Source organism: Sphingopyxis sp., from assembly GCF_035944815.1.
In the GTDB taxonomy this organism is placed as follows: domain Bacteria; phylum Pseudomonadota; class Alphaproteobacteria; order Sphingomonadales; family Sphingomonadaceae; genus Sphingopyxis.
The window spans coordinates 127337-149250 of record NZ_DASZAU010000002.1; the positions used below are offsets into that span (position 1 = coordinate 127337).

Consider the following 21914-nt stretch of genomic DNA (forward strand, 5'->3'; position numbering starts at 1 on the left):
CATCACGCCGTCCGGTTACGCGACGGCCTTCGCTGCATATTCCTCGCGATAGTGGTTCCGCAAGCTGACCTTGTCGATCTTTTCGCTGCCGAGCTTGGGCAGCGCGTCGTTCGACATCCAGATCTGGCACGGCACCTTGTAGGGCGCGAGCCGCGCGCCGAGGAAAGAAACGAGGTCGTCGGCGGCCACGCTGCTGCCCGGCTTCGTCCAGACGACCGCACCGACGCATTCGCCGAGGCGCTCATCGGGAAGACCGAACACCGCGCATTCGTTGACCTCGGCATGCTCGTAGATCGCCGCCTCGACTTCCTGGCAACTGATATTCTCGCCGCCGCGGATGATGATGTCCTTCTTGCGGTCGACGATGAACAGATAGCCGTCGGCGTCGAGATAGCCGAGGTCGCCCGAACGGAAATAGCCATTGTCGAAGAAGGCCGCCCTGGTCGCGGCTTCATTGTTCCAATAGCCCTCGAAATTGCACACCGACCGGATGCAGACTTCACCGACCCCGCCTTGTGCAACGTCGTTGCCATTGTCGTCGAGGATCGCAAGATCGACAAGCGGCTTCGACGCCGGGCCGGTCGACATCGGCTTTTCGACGTAGTTTTCGTTGATGATGCCGCACCCGACCGCGTTGGTTTCGGTAAGGCCATAGCCGAGAAGCGGCTTCGCCTCGCCCATTTCCGTCGCAAGGCGCCGCACATGCTCGGGCGGGCGCGGCGCGCCGCCGCCGGCGTAGCTCTTACACGTCGACAGGTCGTAATTCTTGCGGTTCGGGCTTGTGAGGATTTCATAGCTCATCAGCGGCACGCCGACGAAATAATTGACCTGCTCGTCCTGGATCAGCCGCATCGCCTCGTCGGCATTCCATTTGGGCATCAGCACCAGTTTGCGGCCGAGCGCGAAGCTCTGCAGGAAAACCGGGATTTCGGCGGTGACGTGGAACAAGGGCGTGCAGATCAAAGTCGCGGGCTGGATATCCGACATCTGGCCGTCTTCGGTCAGCAGGTGGACGATGCTCGCGGTCTGCGTCACATAGTTGAAGATCGCCTGCACCACCGCTTCGTGCCGCGAATAGGCGCCCTTCGACTGGCCCGTGGAACCCGAGGTAAAGAGGATGGTGGCGAGATCCTGCCCGGTCAGCGTCGGCAGCGCCGTCGCCGCGCTACCGCCGGCACCCGTGATCGGCGCGATCGCCTGCTCGATCGGCTGCGTCACGTCGAGCGTGACGATCTTCGCGCCATGCTCGACGCCTTCGAGCCGCGCCGCGCGCTGCGGGTCGGCGATCACCAGCCGGGCTTCGCTGTCGATGATACCGGCAGCGAGCTCGCCGCCCTGCCACCAGCCGTTGAGCAATGTCGCGCAGCCGCCCGCCATCAATATGCCGATATAGGAAACGCACCAGGCGTTGGCGTTGCGCATCGCGAGCCCGACACGGTCGCCGCGCTGGACGCCATGCCCCTCGACCAGCCCCGCCGCGACCTGCCGCGCCGCCATATAGACCTGCTTGAACGACAGCCGTTCCTCGCCTTCGACGAGGAAGGTCGCATCGCCATGCTGCGCAGCGAAAAAGGCAACATAGTCCGCCAGATTGGTCGGCGCATTGCTGATAATCGGAAGCTGGTGGCCGAAGCGTTCGACGGACCCGACCTGGATCGGTCCGCCCGGACCGGTGATCAGATTATAGGCGGCTTCCAGGCGCAAATCGAGCGCAGATGGCATCTTTCATCTCTCCTCTTGGTCTCGCTCGCCATACCCCTTATGGGGAGGCCTCTCCTGGGGAAGGACAGCGCGACTATATGTTTCTTTTTGCAACCTTAGCCGAAGCAACGCAATATGTGAACTTTCACGATCTCATGGGGGAGAACTCCGAGATCGCGTTCAGCGTCTTCGGCTTGCCGATCCGCTGGTATGCGCTTGCCTATCTAGCCGGGATTTTTATCGGCTACTGGTATCTCTTGAAGCTGATCGCGCAGCCCGGCGCCCCGATGGCGCGGCGTCACGCCGACGACATGATCTTCTATGCGATGCTCGGGATCATCCTCGGCGGGCGGCTGGGCTATGTGCTGTTCTACAACCTTGGGAACTATATCGAAAAGCCGCTCGAAATCTTCAAACTATGGGATGGCGGCATGTCGCTCCACGGCGGCGTCATCGGCGTGCTGATCGCGATCTGGTATGTGACGCGCAAGGAGAAGCTGAGCTTCCTGCGGTTCTGCGACTATGTCGCCTGCGTCGTGCCCTTCGGGCTCTTCTTCGGCCGCCTCGCCAATTTCGTGAATGGCGAGCTGTGGGGCCGCGCGACGACCGTGCCTTGGGCGATCATCTTTCCGGACAGCGGCACTATGGACCCGCGCCACCCGAGCCAGCTCTATGAAGCCGGGCTCGAAGGGATCGTGATGATGGCGATCCTCGCCTTCTTCTTCTGGCGCACCGACGCGCGTTACAAGCCCGGCTTCCTGTTCGGCATGGCGGCGATCATCTATGGCCTCAGCCGCTTTGCGGTCGAGTTCGTGCGCGAACCCGACGTCCAGCTCGGCACGCTGTCGTGGGGGCTGACGATGGGACAGACGCTCACGGTCCCGATGCTGCTGGGCGGCTTCTGGCTCGTGGCGACCGCCAAGGGCCGCCGCCAGCGGATCGAGCCGGTCGCCGGAACCGACAGCATTGCGTGACGGCCCGCCGACCCCGGACGAGTTGATAAGCGAAATCGCGGCCGCCCGGCCGATGAGCGTCGCCGACTATATGGCGGCGGCGAATGCTCATTATTATGCGACGCGCGATCCGCTCGGCGTCGCGGGAGATTTCACCACGGCGCCCGAAATCAGCCAGATGTTCGGCGAGATGGTCGGCATCTGGATCGCCGACCTCTGGTCGCGCGCGGGCAGCCCGCACTTCCATTATGTCGAACTCGGGCCCGGCCGCGGCACGCTCGCGGTCGACGCGCTGCGTACGATGGCGCGCTTCGGCTGCACGCCGCTGGGCGCCCAACTGGTCGAAACAAGCCCGACATTGCGCGCTGCGCAGCTCGCGCGCCTGCCCGCGGCGCAGCATCATGACGAAATCGACGCGCTGCCCGACGACGCGCCGCTGATCATCGTCGCGAACGAATTTTTCGACGCCCTGCCAATCCATCAATATATCCGCACCATCGACAGATGGCGCGAGCGCATGGTCGAGCGCCAAGATGGAACGGTGACACCCGTTGCAGGCGACGTTCCGGCCGACGAAGCCATTCCACCGGCGCTGCGCAGCGAACCTGTGGGAACGATCGTCGAAACGACGCCCGCGTCGGCAGCGATCATGCAGCGCTGCGCCTTTCGCCTCGCGCGACAGGGCGGCGCGATGCTCGCGATCGACTATGGTTACAGCGGTCCCGCCGCGGGCGACACGTTGCAGGCTGTCAAGGCGCACCGCTTCGTCGATCCCTTCGCCGATCCGGGCGAGGTCGACCTGACCGCGCATGTCGATTTCACGACGCTCGCCGACGCGGCACGGAGCGCCGGTGCAAGCGTTACCGATCTCGTGACACAAGGTGCGTGGCTCGGGCGGCTCGGCATCGACGCCCGCCTGCAATCGCTCACCAACGCCGCGCCCGCCCGCGCCGAAGAGTTGAAGGCCCAACGCGACCGTCTCGTCGAGCCGCGCGAGATGGGCGACTTGTTCAAGGTGATGGCCTTCACCGCACCGGGCTGGCCCGCGCCCGCAGGATTTGCAGGAGACGCCGCATGACCGCCATCCAATTGGCACAGCCCGCCGATGCCGAGGCGATCGCCGCCTTCGCCAACGGCTCCTTCACGCACACGTTCGGGCATATCTACGATCCTGCCGACCTCGCGACCTTCCTTGCCGGCTGGAACCCGCCCGACCGGGTGCGCGCGCAGATCGCCAGCGACGATCATGATATCGCGGTGGTCCGCAGCGAAGCCGGCGCGATCCTCGGCTATATCAAGATGGGCCCGGTCGATTTCGAACTGCCCGCAGAGCAACCGACCGACAATGCCGTCGAGCTACACCAGCTCTATGTCGCCGAAGCCGCCAAGGGCACCGGCGTCGCGGTGGCGCTGATGGAATGGGGTATCGGCTGGGCGCGCGAACGCGCCTCGACGCTCTACCTCACCGTCTTTACCGAAAACGATCGCGCGCAGGCCTTTTACCGTCGCTATGGATTTTACGACGTCGGCCGCAACGCGTTTCGCGTCGGCAATCATATCGACGAAGACCGCTTCTTCAGGCTCGACCTGTGAGCGCCGCTTTCGTCACCGCACCGACGCTGGACGGTATCGCGCACGGCTTCTTCGGACGCCGCGGCGGCGTGTCGGCGGGCGACCTTGCGTCGCTCAACTGCGGGCTCGGGTCGAGCGACGATCCGGCGCTGATTGCGGAGAACCGCCGGCGCGTGACGGATACCGCACTGCCGGGCGCGACGCTGACCGGCCTTTATCAGGTTCACGGCAATCGCTGCGTCATCATTGACGAAAACAGCGACCTTGCCGCGCGTCCCGAAGCCGATGCCCTCGCCACGCGCACGCCCGGCGTCCTGCTCGGCATATTGACCGCCGACTGCGTCCCCGTGCTGTTCGCCGACCGCGACGCCGGCGTCGTCGGCGCGGCGCATGCCGGCTGGAAGGGCGCGGTCGCGGGGGTTACCGATGCGACGCTCGACATCATGGAAAGCCTCGGCGCGCGCCGCGCGAATATCGCCGCCGCGATCGGCCCCTGCATCGGGCGCGCCTCGTACGAGGTCGACGACGGCTTTGTGCAGCGCTTCCTGACCGACGATCCCGCGAACGAGCGCTTCTTTGCTGCGGGCAAGCCCGGCCATGCGATGTTCGACATCGCCGCTTATGTCGCGGCGCGGCTCGCCGCCGCCGGCCTAACGCGAATTGCCATCGGCGGGCAGGACACCTATGCCCAGGGGCAGGAGTATTTCAGCTATCGCCGCGCGTGCCACAATGGGGAAAACACCTATGGCCGCCAGCTATCGGTGATCGGACTGGCGGGAGGATAAGAGGCAAGATGACGCGCACGCGCTGGTTGGGATTGATCGGCGGGCTCGTCGTTTTCGGCATCATGCTCCTGGCTCCCGCTCCGGCGGGCATGGAGCTTACCGCTTGGCGCGTCGCGGCGCTGACCGTCCTGATGGCAATCTGGTGGATGACCGAGGCGCTGCCGCTGACCGTCACCGCACTCATTCCCTTCCTCACCGTGCCCGCCTTTGGCGTCATGGACGCCAATGCGATCGCGAAGGAATATTATTCACCGATCCTGTTCCTGATCCTCGGCGGCGCCTTCCTCGCGCTGGCGATCGAGCGCGTCGGGCTGCACCGGCGGCTGGCGCTCGCCTTGCTCAAGCGCGCGTCGCCGACCGCATCGGGCCTGCTCTTTGCCTTCATGGCGGCAACCGCACTGCTCAGCATGTTCATCTCGAACACCTCGACCGCGCTGATCATGATCCCCATCGCGCTCGCGGTCGTCCGCGCCGGCGGGGTGCACGAGGGCGAGACCGAGGGCTTCGCCGGTGCGGTGATGATGGGAATCGCCTTTGCCGCATCGATCGGCGGGCTCGGCACACTCGTCGGCAGCCCGACCAACGCCATCGCAGCAGGGCTCATCGAAAAAGCGCTGGGCCTGCGCATCGCCTTCCTCGACTGGGCGATCTACGGCGTCCCCATCGTCCTCTTGTCGACGCCGATCGCGATGTGGATTCTCGCACGCGTCCAGCGGCTTGCCGACCATCCCTTCGACGGCACCGCGGCGGCGGCGGCGCTCGGCAATCAGGCGATCTGGTCGACCGCCGAACGGCGCGTCGTCCCGATCTTCCTGCTCGTGCTCGTCGCGTGGATCGCGCAGCCCTGGCTCGAGCCGATGCTGCCGAAGGGTGCGCTCACCGACGGCACGATCGCGGTCGCTGGCAGCCTGCTGCTCTTCATCCTGCCCGACGGGACCGGCCGCCCGCTCCTGCTCTGGAAGGAAGCCGACCGCGCGCCATGGGGCGTCATCATGATGTTCGGCGGCGGTCTCGCGCTTGCCGCGGCGATCACCGCGAGCGGGCTCGCGGCCTGGCTGGGTGCCGTCCTCGCCCCGCTCGGCAGCGTGCCGACGATCCTGCTCGCGGCGACGATCGTCGCACTCACAATCCTGATCACCGAATTTGCCAGCAATGTCGCAACCGCGAGCGGGATCATGCCCGTGCTCGCGGCATTGATCGCGGCGACGGGCGCCGATCCGGTGCTGCTCGCGCTACCCGTCGCGATGGCGGCGAGCTGGGGCTTCATGCTGCCGTCGGGGACCGGCCCCAACGCGCTAGCCTGGGCTACCGGCCACATCGCGCTGCCGCGTATATTGAAGGCCGGGCTCGCACTCGACATCATCGGCGTCCCGCTCTTGATCGGGGTGATCTGGGCCATCGCCATGCTGGGTTGAGCCGCGCAATATAGTTTCAAACGAAACTTCGGACGCTATAAGGACGGCAACATTCAAGGAGCATCCCCATGGCCATGCGCGGCAAACCCAAGACGAACAGCAAGAAAATCGGCGACAAGGACCTCAGCCCCGCGACGCTGATGATGGGACTCGGCTATGACCCGACCCTCTCCGAAGGCTCGCTGAAGCCGCCGATCTTCCTTACCTCGACCTTTGCGTTCGAAAGCGCGGCAGCGGGCAAGCGCTTCTTCGAACATATCACGGGCAAGCGCGAAGGCCCCGCCGACGGCCTCGTCTATTCGCGCTTCAACGGTCCGAACCAGGAAATCCTCGAGGACCGGCTTGCGGTCTGGGACGGCGCCGACGACAGCCTCGTCTTCTCCAGCGGCATGTCGGCGATCGCGACTTTGCTCCTCGCGCTCGTCGGCCAGAATGACGTGATCGTCCATTCGGGCCCGCTCTATGCCGCGACCGAAACGCTGATTGCCCGCATCCTGTCGCGCTTCGGGGTCAGCTTCGTCGACTTCCCCGCCGGCGCGACGCGTGAGGAAATCGACGCGATCCTCGCGCGCGCCAAGACGCTTGCCGACGAAAAGGGCGGCAAGGTAGCGCTCGTATATCTCGAAAGCCCGGCGAACCCGACCAACGCGCTCGTCGACGTCGAGGCGGTGCGCGCCGCACGCGATGCCGCCTTCACCGGCGAGCAGAAGCCCGCGATCGCGATCGACAACACCTTCCTCGGCCCCCTGTGGCAAAAGCCGCTCAATCAGGGCGCCGAACTCGTCGTCTACAGCCTCACCAAATATGCCGGCGGCCATTCGGACCTCGTCGCGGGCGGGGTGTCGGGGGGTCAGGCGCTGATCAACGCGATCCGCCCGATGCGCAACACGATCGGCACGATCTGCGACCCCAACACCGCGTGGATGCTGCTGCGCAGCCTCGAAACGCTCGAACTCAGAATGAGCCGCGCGGGCGAAAATGCGCTGAAGGTCTGCACCTTCCTTCGCGATCATCCGAAGGTCGAAGGCCTCGGCTATCTCGGCTTCATCAGCGACGCACGGCAGAAGGATATCTACGATCGCCACTGCACCGGCGCGGGATCGACCTTCTCGCTGTTCATCAAGGGCGGCGAGGAAGAGAGTTTCCGCTTCCTCGACGCGCTCAAGATCGCAAAGCTCGCAGTCAGCCTTGGCGGTACCGAAACGCTCGCCAGCCATCCGGCGGCGATGACGCACCTGTCGGTTCCGGACGAGCGCAAGAAGGCGCTCGGCATCACCGACAATCTGGTGCGCGTGTCGGTCGGGATCGAGGATGCCGACGACCTGATCGCCGACTTCGCGCAGGCGCTGGACGCGGTCTAACCACGGACCGCAGGAAAAGCGCGTGTCCCCGCGAAGGCGGGGCCCCATCTCCCGCCGCTTCAGAATAGCGCCGACCGGTGATGGGCCCCCGCCTTCGCGAGGGAACATGAACATGGTTTAGCGTCGCGTCCGCCAGTCGACGACCTGCCAGCCCATTTGCGGCGCGAGCTGCTTCAGCTTGCGCGACGGCGTCGTCGCGACCGCTTCGTCGGCAAAATGCAGCATCGGATGGTCGGAGACATGGTCCGAATAGGCGCGGACATGCGCCGCCTCGCGCGTGATCTCATTGGCCGCGAGCCAGTCCGAGATGCGCGCGAACTTCGCCTCGCCATAGCAATTGTCGCCGGCGATGCGCGCGTGGATATGATCGGCGCCGTCGGGTTCGTCGAGCCGCGTCGCGAGGACATCGTCCATCCCCAGCCGCCGCGCGATCGCATCGACATAAAGATGGAAGGACGCCGTCGCGAGAAGCAGCCGATACCCCGCCTCGCGGTCGGCGGCGATCTGCTCGAGCGCAGCCGGATGCAGTCCGCGCGCGACGACCTTGTCGGCATAGCTTTCGGCCAGCGGGGCGATTTCGGTGCGGCGAAAACGCTTGCCGACAAGCAGGCGAAGATTGATCGCCTTGAGCCGCGACCGATCGATCAGCCGCAGCGACCAGGCGGCGCCGGCGAGCCCGACGAGCGGCAGGAGCAGCAGTCGCCATTGCTGGCGCTGCCGCGCAACATGGATGAGGAACCCGCTGTAAGTCCCTGAACGCGTTATCGTCCTGTCCATGTCGTACATCGCGACACGGTGCGCATAGTCGGGGGGCGGCGTGGCGAGCGGATCTTCCATCCCCAACCCATAGTATGACCCCATATCGCGGCCAAGGCCTGACAAGCTGGACCATGGATTCACTTGCCGTGCGGGGGCAAATAAGCCAGTGTCCCCCGCACGATGGTGGCCCGGGCGGATTTCGAACATAGCGACGGTGTCGATGGTGCCGAGGTTCGCTTCACCGGCCGGTTGACGCTGGCCCGTCTCGGGGACGTCCCCGCACGGCTCGAAGCGCTCGGACCGATCGCGACGCTCGACCTGTCGGCGCTCGAACGCATCGATACCGTCGGCGCGTGGATCGTGACGCGAACGGTCAACGAACATGGCTCGAAGATCGTCGGCGCGAGCCCGGAGGCCGAACGGCTGCTCGACGCGCTTGCGAGCGACAAGAGCGAATATCGCGTCCACCGCGACCGCCGCCCGGCGTGGGTCCGGATGCTCGAACAGGTCGGTACCGCCAGCGTCGCGATCTGGCACGAACTGGTCGGCATCGTCGGCTTTTTCGGCGCGATGATCATCGCACTCGGCACCCAGATCCGCGCGCGCCGTCGCCTGCGCTGGAACGCCGTCGTCACGCGTTTCCAGACCGTCGGCGTCGACGCGCTGCCGATCATCGGGCTGATGAGCTTCCTGATCGGTATCGTCATCGCCCAGCAGGGGGCGGTGCAACTCGAACAATTCGGGCTCGAGGTGTTCACGATCAACCTCGTCGGCCGCGCGTCGATCCGCGAGCTTGGCTTGCTGATGACCGCGATCATGGTCGCGGGACGTTCGGGATCGGCCTTCGCCGCACAGATCGGCACGATGAAACTGACCGAAGAGGTCGATGCGATGCGCACGATCGGCGTATCGCCGATGGAAGCGATCGTACTGCCGCGCGTCGCGGCGTCGACGATCACCATGCCGCTGCTCGGCTTCTATGCCAGCCTGTGCGCGATTGCCGGCGGCGGTGCCTTTGTCTGGATCGGGCTCGACATCCCGCCGCTCACCTACATCCAGCGGCTGCGCGAAATCATTCCGATGACCGATTTCTGGATCATGCTGATCAAGGCCCCGGTGTTCGGCATATTGATCGGCGTCACCGGCTGCTACGAAGGCATGCAGGTTCGCCAGAACGCCGAGGAGGTCGGGCAGCGGACAACCTCGGCCGTGGTCGCCGCCATCTTCCTCGTCATCGTCCTCGACGCGATGTTTGCCGTCTTCTTCTCTTCGCTGGGGTGGAATTGATGAACGGCGAGGTCGAACAGGAGATCAAGGAGGAGCTTGCCGCCGCCGACGCGGTGCGGCCCGAAAAATTCGAGACGGCCATCTGCATCCGCGGGCTCAAGAACCAGTTCGGCGACGCCGTGATCCACGAAAATCTGGACCTCGACGTCCGTTCAGGAGAGATTCTGGGTGTCGTCGGCGGATCGGGCACCGGCAAATCGGTGCTGATGCGTTCGATCATCGGACTCCAGACGCCGGCCGCGGGCGAGATCGAGGTCTATGGCAAGACCCTCGACACGATCGCCAACGAAGAGGAATCGCGCGACCTGCGGCGGCGCTGGGGGGTGATGTTCCAAGGCGGCGCGCTGTTTTCGACGCTCAGCGTCGCCGAAAACATCCAGGTGCCCCTGCGCGAATATTATCCGCGGCTCGACCAGCGATTGCTCGACGAAATCGCCGCCTACAAGGTCGCGATGGTCGGCCTGCCCCCCGACGCGGGGCCGAAATATCCCGCCGAACTGTCGGGCGGCATGGTCAAGCGCGCCGGCCTTGCGCGCGCGCTCGCGCTCGACCCCGCGCTCCTGTTCCTCGACGAACCGACCGCGGGGCTCGACCCGATCGGCGCCGCCAAGTTCGACGAACTCATCCGCGAACTCGCCGACACGATGGGTCTTACCGTCTTTCTGATCACCCACGATCTCGACTCGCTCTATGCAACCTGCGACCGGGTTGCGGTATTGGCAGAGAAGAAAGTGATCGCGGTCGGAACGATCCCCGAACTGCTTGCCACCGAGCATCCGTGGATACAGGATTATTTCAATGGCCCCCGCGGGCGCGCAGCCGCAGGCTGCAACATCGCCACCGAGCGGCAGGATAGGAAAAGCTGATGGAAACACGGTCGAACAATGTGCTCGTCGGCGCTTTCGTCCTCTTCTTCACCGCGGCGCTCGCCTTTTTCGTCGTCTGGCTCGCCAACGACAGCGGCGGCGCAAAGCGCGAATATGATATCTTCTTCAAACAGTCGGTCGACGGACTGAACAAGGGCGCGCAGGTCCAGTTTTCCGGCGTGCCGTCGGGACAGGTGCGCGAAATCGCGCTGTGGCCCGACGATCCGCAGTTCGTCCGCGTGCGCATCGAGGTCAATGAGGGCGTGCCCGTCCTGCAAGGCACGACCGCGGCACTGGAAGGCGTGGGCTTCACCGGCGTGTCGCAGATTTCGCTGTCGGGCGCGGTCAAGGGCGCGCCGCCGATCGCCGACAAGGGGCCCGCGGGCAAACCGGTGATCCCCGCACGCGTCGGCGGTCTCGGCGAACTGCTCAACACCGCGCCGCAATTGCTCCAGCGCCTGTCGACGCTGACCGAACGGCTCGCCGAACTCGCCGACGATGAAAATCAGGCGAGCCTTCGCGGCATCCTGAACAATGTAGAAGCCTCGACCGCGATCCTCGCGCGCAACGGCCCGGCGATCGAACGCGCGCTCGCCGACACGCGCATCGCGATCCAGCAGACGGGTAACGCCGCCGAACAGATCGGCAATCTCGCCGCATCGGCGCAGGGCACGATCGATCGCAACGTCGACCCGGCGATGGCGAACCTGCGCGACACGCTGAAATCGGCCAACGCGTCTATGGCGACGCTCGAGGCCGCAATCTCCGACGCACGGCCGGGGCTCAAGACCTTCAGTGAAACGACGATTCCCGAGGCCAATGCCCTGATCCGCGACCTGCGCCGGACTTCCGCGTCGCTATCCAGTTTGACCGACAAGCTCGACCAGCAGGGTGCCGGCGCGATCATCAGCGGCAGCAAGCTGCCCGATTACAAGCAATGAGGACCGAAACCATGATCCGCCGCCTCCGCGCTCCGCTGCTCGTCGCTGTCGCCGCCGTCTCGCTCTCGGCGTGCATCGGCCTAGGCGGCAAGACCCCACCCTTCCTGCTGACGCTCGATGCCGATGCGGCACCGACCGCGGGCGGCGCACGCACCGCGTCCGAAGCCGCGACGCTGACGATCCTGATCCCCACCGCGCCGCAAAAACTGCGCACCACGCGCATCCCGGTGCAGCAGGACGGCGCGAGCGTTACCTATGTCAAGGACGCGCAATGGGTCGAGGCGCCATCGCGCCTGTTCCAGCGGCTCGTGTCCGAAACCGTGTCCGCGCGGACGTCGCGCGTCGTGCTCGACGAAGGCCAATATCTGACCGCCCCCGGCGAACAGCTCGCGGGCCAGTTGATGGAATTCGGTGTCGATGCGGCGACCAACGAGGTCGTCGTCGTCTACCAGGCGATGCTCGTATCGGCGGGCGGCAAGACTGTCACCCAGCGCCGCTTCGAGGCGCGCGAGGCGATCGGCGGCAAGGTCGAGGCCAAACCCGTTGGCGAAGCGCTGACGCGCGCCGCAAACAAGGTCGCGGGCGAGGTGACCGGCTGGCTGGGCACGTAAAAACATTTCTTCGCCCGTAGCGTTTTCGATTACCTGACGGGTAATCGCTTCGGGTCGATGCCCTCCCTATCGTCTCTCCATCGTTTTGACAGGAGAGACAGATGAACAGACGCCAGATCATGTCGTTCGCAGGCCTCGTCGCGGCGGGGGCGCTCGCCGCGCCGCTGCGTAGTCATGCCGCCGCGCCCGCAGCAAAGCGGTCCGCCGAAAGCTTCGTCGCTGCGAAGGACGGGACGTCGCTATTCGTCCGCGACTGGGGCGCGGGCAAACCCGTGCTCTTCCTCGCCGGATGGGCGCTGCCATCCGATTTCTGGGGATATCAGATGCTTGGGCTGGCACGGAAAGGTTATCGCGCGATCGCCTATGACCGCCGCGGGCACGGCCGTTCGGCCGACCCGGGTCAGGGTTACGACCATGACACGTTGGCCGACGATCTGGCGTCGATCATCGACGGGCTGGCGCTGGATGGCGTCACCATCGTCGCGCATTCGATGGGCGGCACCGAAGTGGCGCGCTATTTCGCCCGGCACGGCGGGCGCGGCGTCGCGCGTGTGATACTCGTCGGCACGATCACGCCCTGCCTGGTCAAGCGCCCCGACAATCCGGGCGGCATCGACCCCGTGACGCTCGCCGCCGGCACAGACCTGCTCGCGCGCGATTTCCCGGCGTGGATCGCGGCGAATACGAAGCCCTTTTTCACCCCCGACACCTCGGCCGCCATGGTGGCATGGGGCCAGGATATGATGATGTCGACGTCGCTGCTCGGTGCAGCGCAGCTCGCCCAGGCCAATTTCGTTACCGATTTCCGCGCCGACGTGCGAAAGATCGGCGTACCGACGCTGATCGTGCACGGCAACCGCGATGCCTCCGCGCCGCTCGCGATCACCGCGAGGGCCACCGCGGCGCTGCTTCCCGGTGCGACGCTCAGCATCTACGAAGGCGCCCCGCACGGCCTGCCGCTGACGCATGTCGAACGCCTCAACGCGGATATCCTCGCCTTCCTCGCGAAAGCCTGAGCGCCCTCGCGGGTTGCCATTCCGCATCCTCGGCCCTAATGGCACCCGCCTGCACAGCCTCTTCCGGGTTTCCGGCTGCGCCCTTTCCTTTCGAGCCCGCAGACTTGAAAGGACCGTCCTATGGCGTGGATCATCCTCGCGATCGCCGTTTTTACTGAAATTATCTGGGCGCTCAGCCTGAAATGGGCCGCGACGATCGGATCGTGGCAGGCGTCGATCGTCCCCGTGTCGCTGAGCTTCCTCAACATGGCGCTGCTCGCCTTTGCGATGCGCGGCATTTCTGCCGGAACCGCCTATGCCATCTGGACCGGACTCGGCGCCGTCGGCGTGATCATCGGCGGCATATTCTGGTTCGGCGAGAAGGTGAACGGCGTCCAGATCGGTTTCATGACGTTGATCGTCATCGGCGTCGTCGGAACCAAGCTCTTCTCGTCGACCTGAGTTTATCCAAGCAGGCTCTTCGACGCCTGCTCGGTGACGTCGCGCGACAGGCCGGGCTGCGCGAGAATGCGTTCGAGTTCGGCCTTCATCAGCGCCTGCCGTCCCTCGTCGAAACGCTTCCAGCGGCCGAGCGGCGGGATCATCTTCGCCGCGGTCTGCGGATTTTTGGGATCGAGCGCGATCACGAGGTCGGCAATCAGCCGGTACCCCGCGCCATCGGCGCGATGGAAGGCGGCCTGATTGCCCGTCAGCGCGCCGTAGAGCGAGCGCACGCGATTGGGGTTGGCGAGCGTGAAGTCGGCGTGCTGCGCAAGCTCCTTCACCGCATCGACGGTGTCGGGGCGCAGCGACCAGGCCTGCACCTGGAACCATTTGTCGAGGACGAGCGGATTGTCGCGATAGCGCTGATAGAAGATATCGAGCGCCGCCACGCGCTCGTCGCTGTCGCCATGCGCGAGCGTCGCGAGCGCGGCCTGGCGTTCGGTCATGCCGTCGGTATTCGAGAAGATACTGAACGCCAGCGCCGGAATGTCGGCCATGTCGGTCGCCGCCAGATAGGCCAGCGCAACGCCGCGCAGGCGGCGGCCACCCTTGGCCGCCCGCGACAGGTCGGTGGCGGACGGCGCGGCACCTGCAAGGATATCGCGCCATTCGCTTTCGAGCGCCTTGCCGATCGCAGCCTGCAGGGCCAGCCGCTCGCGGCGGATGGCATCGGGATCGACCGTCACCATCTGATCGCCGATGAAGGCTTCGCTCGGCAGCAGCACCGCCTCGGCGACAAAAGCCGGATCGCCGGCGCGGCCCGCCAGCGTCTGCGCGACCGCCTCGACCACCGCGCGATTGTCGGCGCGCTCGCCCGACACCGCTGCGACGAGCGTGTCGAGAATGAGCTGCTGCAACGCCTCGTAGCGCGCGAACGGATCGTCGTCATGCGCCGCGAGCCAGGCCAGCTCGCCGTCCTCGCGTGCGAAATCGACGATCACCGGCGCCGAAAAGCCCCGGTTGATCGAAAGCATCGGCCGGCTGCGATATTGGCCGAGCGGCACCGCGAGTTCGGCGCGATCGAGGAGCACTAGCTGTTCGGTCTCGTCGCCGTGCCCGCCGTCGAGGTCGAACGCCTTGATGCGCAGCGGGATCAGCATCGGCGCCTTGTCGGGCTGCCCCGGCGTCGGCGGAACCGTCTGCGACAGGTGCAGCGTGCGCTCGCCCGTGGCGGCATCGGTATCGATCCGCGCGGCGATGCGCGGCGTCCCCGCCTGTTCGTACCAGCGGCGGAACAGCGTCAGGTCGATCCCCGCACCCTCTTCGATCGCGCGCACGAAATCCTCGCACGTCGCCGCCTCGCCGTCGTGGCGGTCGAAATAGAGGTCAGTGCCTTTGCGGAAGCGTTCGGGGCCGACCATCGTCGCCATCATGCGGATGATCTCGGCGCCCTTGTTGTAAATGGTCGCGGTGTAGAAGTTCGAGATTTCCTGAAAGCTGTCGGGGCGGATCGGGTGCGCGAGCGGACCCGCATCCTCGGGGAATTGCGCAGCGCGGAGCAGGCGGACATCCTCGATCCGCTTGACCGGCGGCGACCCCATATCGGCGGAGAAATTCTGGTCGCGAAAGACGGTGAAGCCCTCTTTAAGGCTCAGCTGGAACCAGTCGCGGCAGGTGACACGGTTGCCCGACCAATTGTGAAAATATTCGTGCGCGACGACGCCTTCGATCCCGTCATAGTCGAGGTCGGTCGCGGTGTCGGGGTCCGCGAGGATATAGCGGGTGTTGAAGATGTTGAGCCCCTTGTTCTCCATCGCCCCCATGTTGAAATCGCTGACCGCGACGATGTTGAAGAGGTCGAGGTCATATTCGCGGCCGTAGACCTCTTCGTCCCATTTCATGCTGTCCTTGAGCGCCTGCATCGCATGGCCGGTCCGGTCCTGATCGCCGCCGCGGACCCAGATGCCGAGTTCGACCTCGCGCCCCGACATCGTCGTGAAGCGGTCGCTGTTGACGACAAGGTCGCCCGCGACGAGCGCGAAGAGATAGGAGGGCTTCGGCCAGGGATCTTCCCACAGCGCCCAATGATCGCTCCCCGCTTCGCCCTGTTCGACGCAATTGCCGTTCGACAGCAGGATCGGGAATTGCGCCTTGTCGCCCGTCATCCGCACCTTGTAGCGGCTGAGCACATCGGGCCGGTCGGGGTGGAAGGTGATGCGACGGAAGCCTTCGGCCTCGCACTGGGTGCAGAGCATGCCGTTCGACGCATAGAGGCCCGACAGCTGGGTGTTCGATGCCGGGTCGATCAGCGTATCGATCTGGACCGTCGCACGCGTCCGGTCGCCGAGGTCGACGATCAGGTCGCCGCCGTCCATCCGCCAGTCGTTCCACACGTCGCCGTCGACGCGCACCGCCGCCGGGGTCAGCCCATCGCCGCGCAGCACCAGCGGCACCGGCGCAGCGGCATCGCGTACCACCGACAGCGCGGCGCCGACCTTCGTCGCATCGATCCCCAGAGCAAAGTCGAGCGCGATGTCGGGGATCGACCAGTCCGGCGCGCGATAGTCGCTGCGATGGATGGTGACGGGGATGGCGGGCGTGGAGGAGGCGTCGGTCATCTGTTCGATCTAGGCATCGCGGCGCGCACGCGCAATAAGGCGCGCCATGGGACAGATGCTGATTTTCGGAATGGGCTATGCGGCGAGCCATCTCGCCGGGCGCCTGCGCGCACGCGGATGGGAGGTGACGGGAACAACGCGCGACGGACGCGATGGGAGCCTTGCTTTCGGCAACCACGGCGCGGTGCTGACGGCGCTGCGGTCGGCGACGCATATCCTCTCCTCGGTTCCGCCGGTCGATGGCGAAGACCCCGTGCTTGCGCGTTATGGCGAGGCCGTCGCGCTCACCCCCGCGACATGGGTCGGGTATCTGTCCTCGACCGGCGTATATGGCGACACGGGCGGAGCCTGGGTCGACGAAAGTGCGTCGATCAAGGGCCGCCGCCTCGACCGAAATGCTGCCGATGCAGCATGGCAAGTGCTACGTAGCGATGTCCGGGTCTTTCGCCTGCCCGGCATCTATGGTCCGGGCCGCTCGATCCTCGAGCGCATTGTGGAAGGCCGCGCGCACCGCATCAACCTGCCGGGTCAGGTCTTCAGCCGTATCCATATCGACGATATCGCAGGCGGCGTCATCGCCTCGCTGCGGGGGCCGGCGGGCGTCTACAATCTCGCCGACGACGAGCCCTGCCACCAGAACCGACTGGTCGAATGGGGCAGCGCGATGCTCGGCGCGCCGCTGCCGCCGCTCCAGTCGCTCGACGAAGCCGGCCTCTCATCCGCCGCGCGCGCCTTTTATTCGGAGAACCGCCGTGTCGCGAACGGCAAGGCGAAACGCTTGCTCGGCTGGAGCCCGCGCTATCCGAGCTTTCGCGAAGGGCTGGCGGCGAGCGCCTAGATCAAAACATCGACCGTGTGGATCAGCACGCCGACGAGGCCGCCAACCAAAGTCCCGTTGATGCGGATATATTGCAGGTCGTCGCCGACGGCATTTTCGAGCCGGTCGGTGATCGTCTTGGCATCCCAGCCGCGGATCGTGTCCGACACCAGTTTGAGCGCGGTCTCGCCATAGCTGTCGACCATGCCGACGACGGCGCGGCGCGCGTAGCGATTGAGCGTGCGCTTGATGCCCGCATCCTCGCCCAGCATCGCGCCGAACTGCGTAACGAGCTCTCCGATGCGGCCCGCCAGCATCGTGTCGGGATTGCGCGCGGCCTTGAGCAGCGCGCTACGCCCCTGTTCCCAGAGGCCGTCGAGCCAGCGCTTGACCGCCTTGTTCTCGAGCAGCTCGTCGCGGACCTTCGCGACCTTCGCCTTCACTTCGGGATCGTGCTGCAGGTCGAGCGCCATCTTCGCGAGCCCTTCCTCGACGCGGATGCGCAGCGGGTGCGTCTCGTCGACCGCCATTTCGCTCAGCAGCTTCGACAGACCGGCGACGATGCGGTTCGAGATGCTTTCGTCGAGCCCGGTAAAGCGCACGATCGCATTCGAATTGTCGTGGACCATCTGGTGGATCAGATGCTCGTTGAGTTCGAGCGTCTTCGATCCCCATTTGACCATCGCGTCGAGGAGCGGTTGATGGCGTCCTTCGGCCAGCGCGGCCTGTAGCGCCTGTCCGAGCAGCGGCGCGACGTCGAGTTCGCGCAAGCGGTCGGCGATCGCCGATTTGACCATGCCGCCGAGCCGCTGCTGATCGAGCGCACCCAGACCATCGGCGATGATGCGCGACGCGCCGAGCCGCAACCGCCCGCCGCCCTCGCCGGGTTCGGACAGGAATTTGCCGACCGCGCCCGCGACATCGACCGTCTGCATCTTGCGCGCAATCAGGCGCGGCAGCAGGAAATTGGTGAGCAGGAAGCGCGCGAGTGTGTCGCCGATGCGGTTCTTGTTGCGCGGGACGATGGCGGTGTGCGGGATCGGCAGCCCCATCGGATGGCGGAACAGCGCGGTGACCGCGAACCAGTCGGCAAGCCCGCCGACCATCGCCGCTTCGGCAAAGGCGCGGACGAAACCAATCGCCGGATGGACGTCCTGAAAATATTTGGCGCCGATGAAGACGAACGCCATGACGACGAGCAGGCCCGTCGCGACGACGCGGATATTCGACCCTTTCGCCGGAATGGCGACGCCAATCGGGCGGGGAAGTATGCGGTCGGTCATAAAAACCAAATGGCGAATTGCCGCAAAGGTTGCAACCGGCGCAGTGGCTTACCGCGCCGGCCGATCACCCTTACTCCGCCGGTTCGGGCGTCGGCGCGCCGTGCGGTTTGGTATCGTCGCCCTTCCGGTAGGTGAGCAAATTGCTCGAGAAGAAGCGGCCGAGACGCTTTTCGATGCTGTCGGCAAGGCTGAAGCCCGCGGGCACGATGACCAGCGTCAGCAAGGTCGACAGGATGAGGCCGCCGATCACGACAACGCCCATCGGCGCGCGCCAAGCCCCGTCACCCGAAAGCGAGAGCGCGGTCGGTACCATGCCCGCGACCATCGCGACCGTCGTCATGACGATCGGCTGTGCGCGCTTGCGTCCGGCGTCGAGCAGCGCCGCGCGCTTTTCGACGCCATGATCCATCTCCTCGATCGCGAAATCGACGAGCAGGATCGAGTTTTTCGCGACGATGCCGAGCAGCATGAGCAAGCCGATATAGACGGGCATCGAGATTTCCATGCCAGCAATCCATAGCCCGAGCAGGCCCCCCAGCGGTGCGAGCAACAACGACGACATGTTGACCAGCGGCGATACGAAGCGGCGATAGAGCAACACCAATGTCGAAAAGACGAGCAGCAAGCCCGACACAACCGCGATCAAGAAATTCATGATCAGTTCGGCCTGCCATTTGGCGTCGCCCTGGATGACCTTGCGGATTCCCTGCGGCATCGTCTTGACCGCGGGCAGCGCATCGATCTTTTTCTGCGCGTCGCCCGTCACCAAACCCGGCGCGAGGTCGGCGCCGATCACGATACGCCGCGTCTGGTTATAGCGGCGCAATTCGGTCGGCCCGGCGCCGAAGCCGATCGTCGCCACCGACTTCAGCGGCACCGTCGTCCCGCCCGCCGTCGGGACGGGCAGATTCTCGATCGTTGCCAGCGTACGCCGCGAATCTTCGGACAAGAGCACGCGGATCGGGATCTGGCGATCGGACAGCGAAAATTTCGCTGCGTTCTGGTCGATGTCACCGATCGTCGCGATGCGGATCGTCTGGCTGAGTGCCGAGGTCGTCACGCCGAGTTCGGCGGCAAGGTCGAGCCGCGGGGTCACGATGATCTCGGGACGCGGAATATCGCCTTCGATCCGCGCGCCGCGCAGTTCCTTCAGCTTCTCCATCTGCGACACGATCAACCGTGCGTGCTTTTCGAGCGCGACCGGATCGTCGCCGCCGACGACGAAGGTGATATCGCGGCCCGAGAAACCGCCCGACTGGCTCTGGAAATGAACCCGCGCATCGGGGATCGCCGCCATTTTCGGCTGCAGGCTGCGTTCCCATTCGACGCTGCTGATCTCACGCTTTTTCTTCAGCGTGATATAGACCCCGCCATCGCCGACATTCACCTCGTAGAAGGCGTTTTCGACATTCTTGTCCTTCGACAGGATTGCGCTGATCTGGTTCGAGATATGCTCGCTCTGCGCAAGCGTCGATCCCGGCGGCAGCTCGTAGCGGATCTGGCTGTAGTCGCTATTGATCGTCGGCTGGAACTGCTGCGGCAGGACCATCAGCAGGACGACGCTCATGACGAGCGACAGGAAGCCGATGCCGACGATCCAGACGCGATGGTCGAACAGACGCGCGTAGGCGCGTTGGGCAACATATTTTGACCATTTCGTGAATGCATATTGCCGTAGCCCGACCAACCACGCCAGCCCTCCAACAAAAGCGACCGCGGCTGTGGCGACGACGTACGTCACGAAAAGCTGAACGGGCGTCAAAAGCAAAAAATACATCGCGGGATTTGGGGCGTCGCCGGATGTCACCGGCTGAAAGAACATCAATATACGACCGACGAGCCACAAACCGCAGACGACCAAAGGAACCGCCACAAAGCTCCATCGCGTCGGCACCTCTTCATAACGCGCCTTGATCGCCTTCTGCTTCGAACTGTCGAGCGTCCACGCCAGCAGGCGTTCGTAGCGATCGACCCACGGGCCCGACGCGTGATCCTGTTCGCCCTGCGCCGACAGGAAATAGGCAGCGATCATCGGCGTGATCATGCGTGCGACCGCAAGGCTGACGAGCACCGCGAACACGACGGTCAGGCCGAACTGGATGAAGAACTGGCCCGACACGCCCGGCATCAACGCAACGGGCAGGAAGACCGCGACGATCGACATCGTCGTCGCGACGACGGCAAGGCCGATTTCGTCGGCCGCGTCGATCGACGCCTGATAGGCGGTCTTGCCCATGCGCATGTGTCGGACGATATTCTCGATCTCGACGATCGCATCGTCGACGAGCACGCCCGCAACAAGGCTCAAGGCGAGCAGCGACAGGCCGTTCAGCGAAAAGCCCATCATGTCCATGAACCAGAAGGTCGGGATCGCCGACAGCGGGATCGCGAGCGCGCTGATCAACGTCGCGCGCCAGTCGCGAAGGAAGAGGAACACGACGACGACGGCGAGCACCGCGCCCTCGATCATCGCGAGCATCGAGCTGCGATATTGTTCCTTCGTATATTCGGTGCGCGTGAAGAGGATTTTGAATTCGACCTGCGGGTTCGATTTCTTGATCTCGGCGAGCTTCTTCATCGTCTCGTCGTGGATCGTGACGTCCGATGCGCCCTTCGCCTTTTCGATCGAGAAGGAGAGCACCTGCTTGCCCTCGATCTTTGCAAGGTTCCGCTGTTCGGCATAGCCGTCGGTCACCGACGCGACGTCGGCAAGGCGGATCGTGCGGCCATTGCCGATCGAAATGCGTGTCTCGCCGAGCTGGAAGGCGTTTTCGGCGTTGCCGAGCACGCGCACCGCCTGTTCGGAACCGGCGATTTCGGTGCGCCCGCCCGCGGCGTTGACGTTCACCTGCCGCAGCTGCTGGTTCACCTGGCTCGCGGTCAGGCCATAGCTTTGCATGCGCGCGGGATCGAGGATGACGCGGATTTCGCGATTGACGCCGCCCGAGCGGCTGACCTTTGCCATGCCGGGGATCGAAAGCAGGTCCTTCGCCACCGTATTGTCGACGAACCAGCTCAATTGTTCGAGCGTCATGTCCGACGTTTCGACCGCGAAATAGGTGATCGGCCCGCCGGCGGCATCGACGCGCACGACCTGCGGCTCGAGAATGCCGTCGGGCAGGTCGCTGCGGATCTGCTGCACCGCCTGGTTGACGTCGTTATAGGCGCGGTCGATCGGGGTGCCGATCGCGAACTGCACCATCGTGCGGCTGTTGCCCTCACCGACATAGGAGGAAAGTTCGTCGACCCCGCTGACCGCGCGCACCGCGGCTTCGACGCGCTGGGTGACCTGCGTTTCGAGTTCGGACGGCGCCGCGCCGGGCTGGACGACGACGACCTGCACCATCGGGAATTCGACGTCGGGATTGTCGTTGACGTCCATCCGGTTGAAACTGACCACCCCCGCCAGCAGCAGCAGGATGAACAGCACGATCGGCGGCACCGGATTGCGGATGCACCAGGCGGAAATGTTGCGAAAGCTCATGATCAAACGCCCTTGTGCACGA

At 65.1% G+C, this 21914-nt stretch carries 18 protein-coding genes; 13 read left to right on the plus strand and 5 right to left on the minus strand.

Features of this window, described 5'->3' with window-relative positions:
- Nucleotides 1-15: 15 nt before the first annotated feature.
- Nucleotides 16-1722, minus strand: a complete 1707-nt coding sequence (locus tag VGU00_RS01615) for a class I adenylate-forming enzyme family protein (RefSeq protein WP_327464818.1) — start codon at nucleotides 1720-1722, stop codon at nucleotides 16-18.
- A 77-nt stretch (nucleotides 1723-1799) separates the two neighbouring features.
- Here VGU00_RS01615 and lgt point away from each other — a divergent pair, with 77 nt between their 5' ends.
- From lgt to VGU00_RS01645, 6 genes are all read left to right on the plus strand, one after another.
- Complete coding sequence (gene lgt / locus VGU00_RS01620; RefSeq protein ID WP_414713477.1) at nucleotides 1800-2675, plus strand: prolipoprotein diacylglyceryl transferase; 876 nt, start codon at nucleotides 1800-1802, stop codon at nucleotides 2673-2675.
- Nucleotides 2676-2700: 25 nt separating this feature from the next.
- The gene (locus VGU00_RS01625) at nucleotides 2701-3732 is read left to right on the plus strand and encodes a class I SAM-dependent methyltransferase (protein WP_414713490.1); all 1032 of its coding nucleotides are present in this window, start codon (nucleotides 2701-2703) and stop codon (nucleotides 3730-3732) included.
- Nucleotides 3729-4247, plus strand: coding sequence for a GNAT family N-acetyltransferase (locus tag VGU00_RS01630; RefSeq protein ID WP_327464822.1), 519 nt, complete (start codon nucleotides 3729-3731; stop codon nucleotides 4245-4247). The genes VGU00_RS01625 and VGU00_RS01630 overlap by 4 nt, the downstream gene beginning before the upstream one ends.
- Nucleotides 4244-5011 carry a peptidoglycan editing factor PgeF gene (pgeF, locus tag VGU00_RS01635; RefSeq protein ID WP_327464824.1) on the plus strand — a complete coding sequence of 256 codons (768 nt, stop codon included), beginning with the start codon at nucleotides 4244-4246 and terminating at the stop codon, nucleotides 5009-5011. The genes VGU00_RS01630 and pgeF overlap by 4 nt, the downstream gene beginning before the upstream one ends.
- Nucleotides 5012-5019: 8 nt before the next feature.
- Entirely contained in the window at nucleotides 5020-6426 is a 1407-nt protein-coding gene (locus tag VGU00_RS01640; RefSeq protein WP_327464826.1) for a DASS family sodium-coupled anion symporter, read from the plus strand.
- A 68-nt stretch (nucleotides 6427-6494) separates the two neighbouring features.
- Nucleotides 6495-7787 (plus strand): cystathionine gamma-synthase family protein, encoded by a 1293-nt coding sequence (locus tag VGU00_RS01645; RefSeq protein WP_327464828.1) that lies wholly within the window; start codon nucleotides 6495-6497, stop codon nucleotides 7785-7787.
- A 117-nt stretch (nucleotides 7788-7904) separates the two neighbouring features.
- On the opposite strand, the gene VGU00_RS01650 is transcribed toward VGU00_RS01645, so the two are convergent.
- Nucleotides 7905-8624 (minus strand): HAD-IB family hydrolase, encoded by a 720-nt coding sequence (locus VGU00_RS01650; RefSeq protein WP_327464830.1) that lies wholly within the window; start codon nucleotides 8622-8624, stop codon nucleotides 7905-7907.
- 102 nt (nucleotides 8625-8726) lie between these two features.
- Between VGU00_RS01650 and VGU00_RS01655 the strand changes: the two genes are divergently transcribed.
- From VGU00_RS01655 to VGU00_RS01680, 6 genes are all read left to right on the plus strand, one after another.
- A complete protein-coding gene (locus tag VGU00_RS01655) occupies nucleotides 8727-9833 on the plus strand; it encodes an ABC transporter permease (protein WP_327464832.1) in 1107 nt (368 codons plus the stop codon).
- Nucleotides 9833-10699, plus strand: coding sequence for an ABC transporter ATP-binding protein (locus tag VGU00_RS01660; protein ID WP_327464834.1), 867 nt, complete (start codon nucleotides 9833-9835; stop codon nucleotides 10697-10699). Before VGU00_RS01655 ends, VGU00_RS01660 begins: the two co-directional genes overlap by 1 nt.
- Nucleotides 10699-11640, plus strand: coding sequence for an MlaD family protein (locus VGU00_RS01665; RefSeq protein WP_327464836.1), 942 nt, complete (start codon nucleotides 10699-10701; stop codon nucleotides 11638-11640). The genes VGU00_RS01660 and VGU00_RS01665 overlap by 1 nt, the downstream gene beginning before the upstream one ends.
- Before the next feature lie 11 nt (nucleotides 11641-11651).
- On the plus strand, nucleotides 11652-12251 hold the full coding sequence (locus tag VGU00_RS01670; protein ID WP_327464838.1) for an ABC-type transport auxiliary lipoprotein family protein: 600 nt from the start codon (nucleotides 11652-11654) through the stop codon (nucleotides 12249-12251).
- 101 nt (nucleotides 12252-12352) lie between these two features.
- Nucleotides 12353-13267: an alpha/beta hydrolase gene (locus VGU00_RS01675; RefSeq protein WP_327464840.1), complete on the plus strand. Its 915-nt coding sequence runs from the start codon at nucleotides 12353-12355 to the stop codon at nucleotides 13265-13267.
- 120 nt (nucleotides 13268-13387) lie between these two features.
- Nucleotides 13388-13708 (plus strand): multidrug efflux SMR transporter, encoded by a 321-nt coding sequence (locus VGU00_RS01680; protein ID WP_327464842.1) that lies wholly within the window; start codon nucleotides 13388-13390, stop codon nucleotides 13706-13708.
- Nucleotides 13709-13710: 2 nt separating this feature from the next.
- Here the strand turns inward: VGU00_RS01680 and pepN are convergent, their stop codons facing one another.
- Nucleotides 13711-16308 carry an aminopeptidase N gene (gene pepN, locus VGU00_RS01685; RefSeq protein ID WP_327464844.1) on the minus strand — a complete coding sequence of 866 codons (2598 nt, stop codon included), beginning with the start codon at nucleotides 16306-16308 and terminating at the stop codon, nucleotides 13711-13713.
- A 46-nt stretch (nucleotides 16309-16354) separates the two neighbouring features.
- Between pepN and VGU00_RS01690 the strand changes: the two genes are divergently transcribed.
- Nucleotides 16355-17146 (plus strand): SDR family NAD(P)-dependent oxidoreductase, encoded by a 792-nt coding sequence (locus VGU00_RS01690; protein WP_327464847.1) that lies wholly within the window; start codon nucleotides 16355-16357, stop codon nucleotides 17144-17146.
- Here VGU00_RS01690 and VGU00_RS01695 read toward each other — a convergent pair.
- Nucleotides 17143-18408 (minus strand): DUF445 domain-containing protein, encoded by a 1266-nt coding sequence (locus tag VGU00_RS01695; RefSeq protein ID WP_327464849.1) that lies wholly within the window; start codon nucleotides 18406-18408, stop codon nucleotides 17143-17145. The genes VGU00_RS01690 and VGU00_RS01695 overlap by 4 nt on opposite strands.
- Before the next feature lie 70 nt (nucleotides 18409-18478).
- The gene (locus tag VGU00_RS01700; protein WP_327464851.1) at nucleotides 18479-21892 is read right to left on the minus strand and encodes an efflux RND transporter permease subunit; all 3414 of its coding nucleotides are present in this window, start codon (nucleotides 21890-21892) and stop codon (nucleotides 18479-18481) included.
- Between the last annotated feature and the right edge of the window lie 22 nt (nucleotides 21893-21914).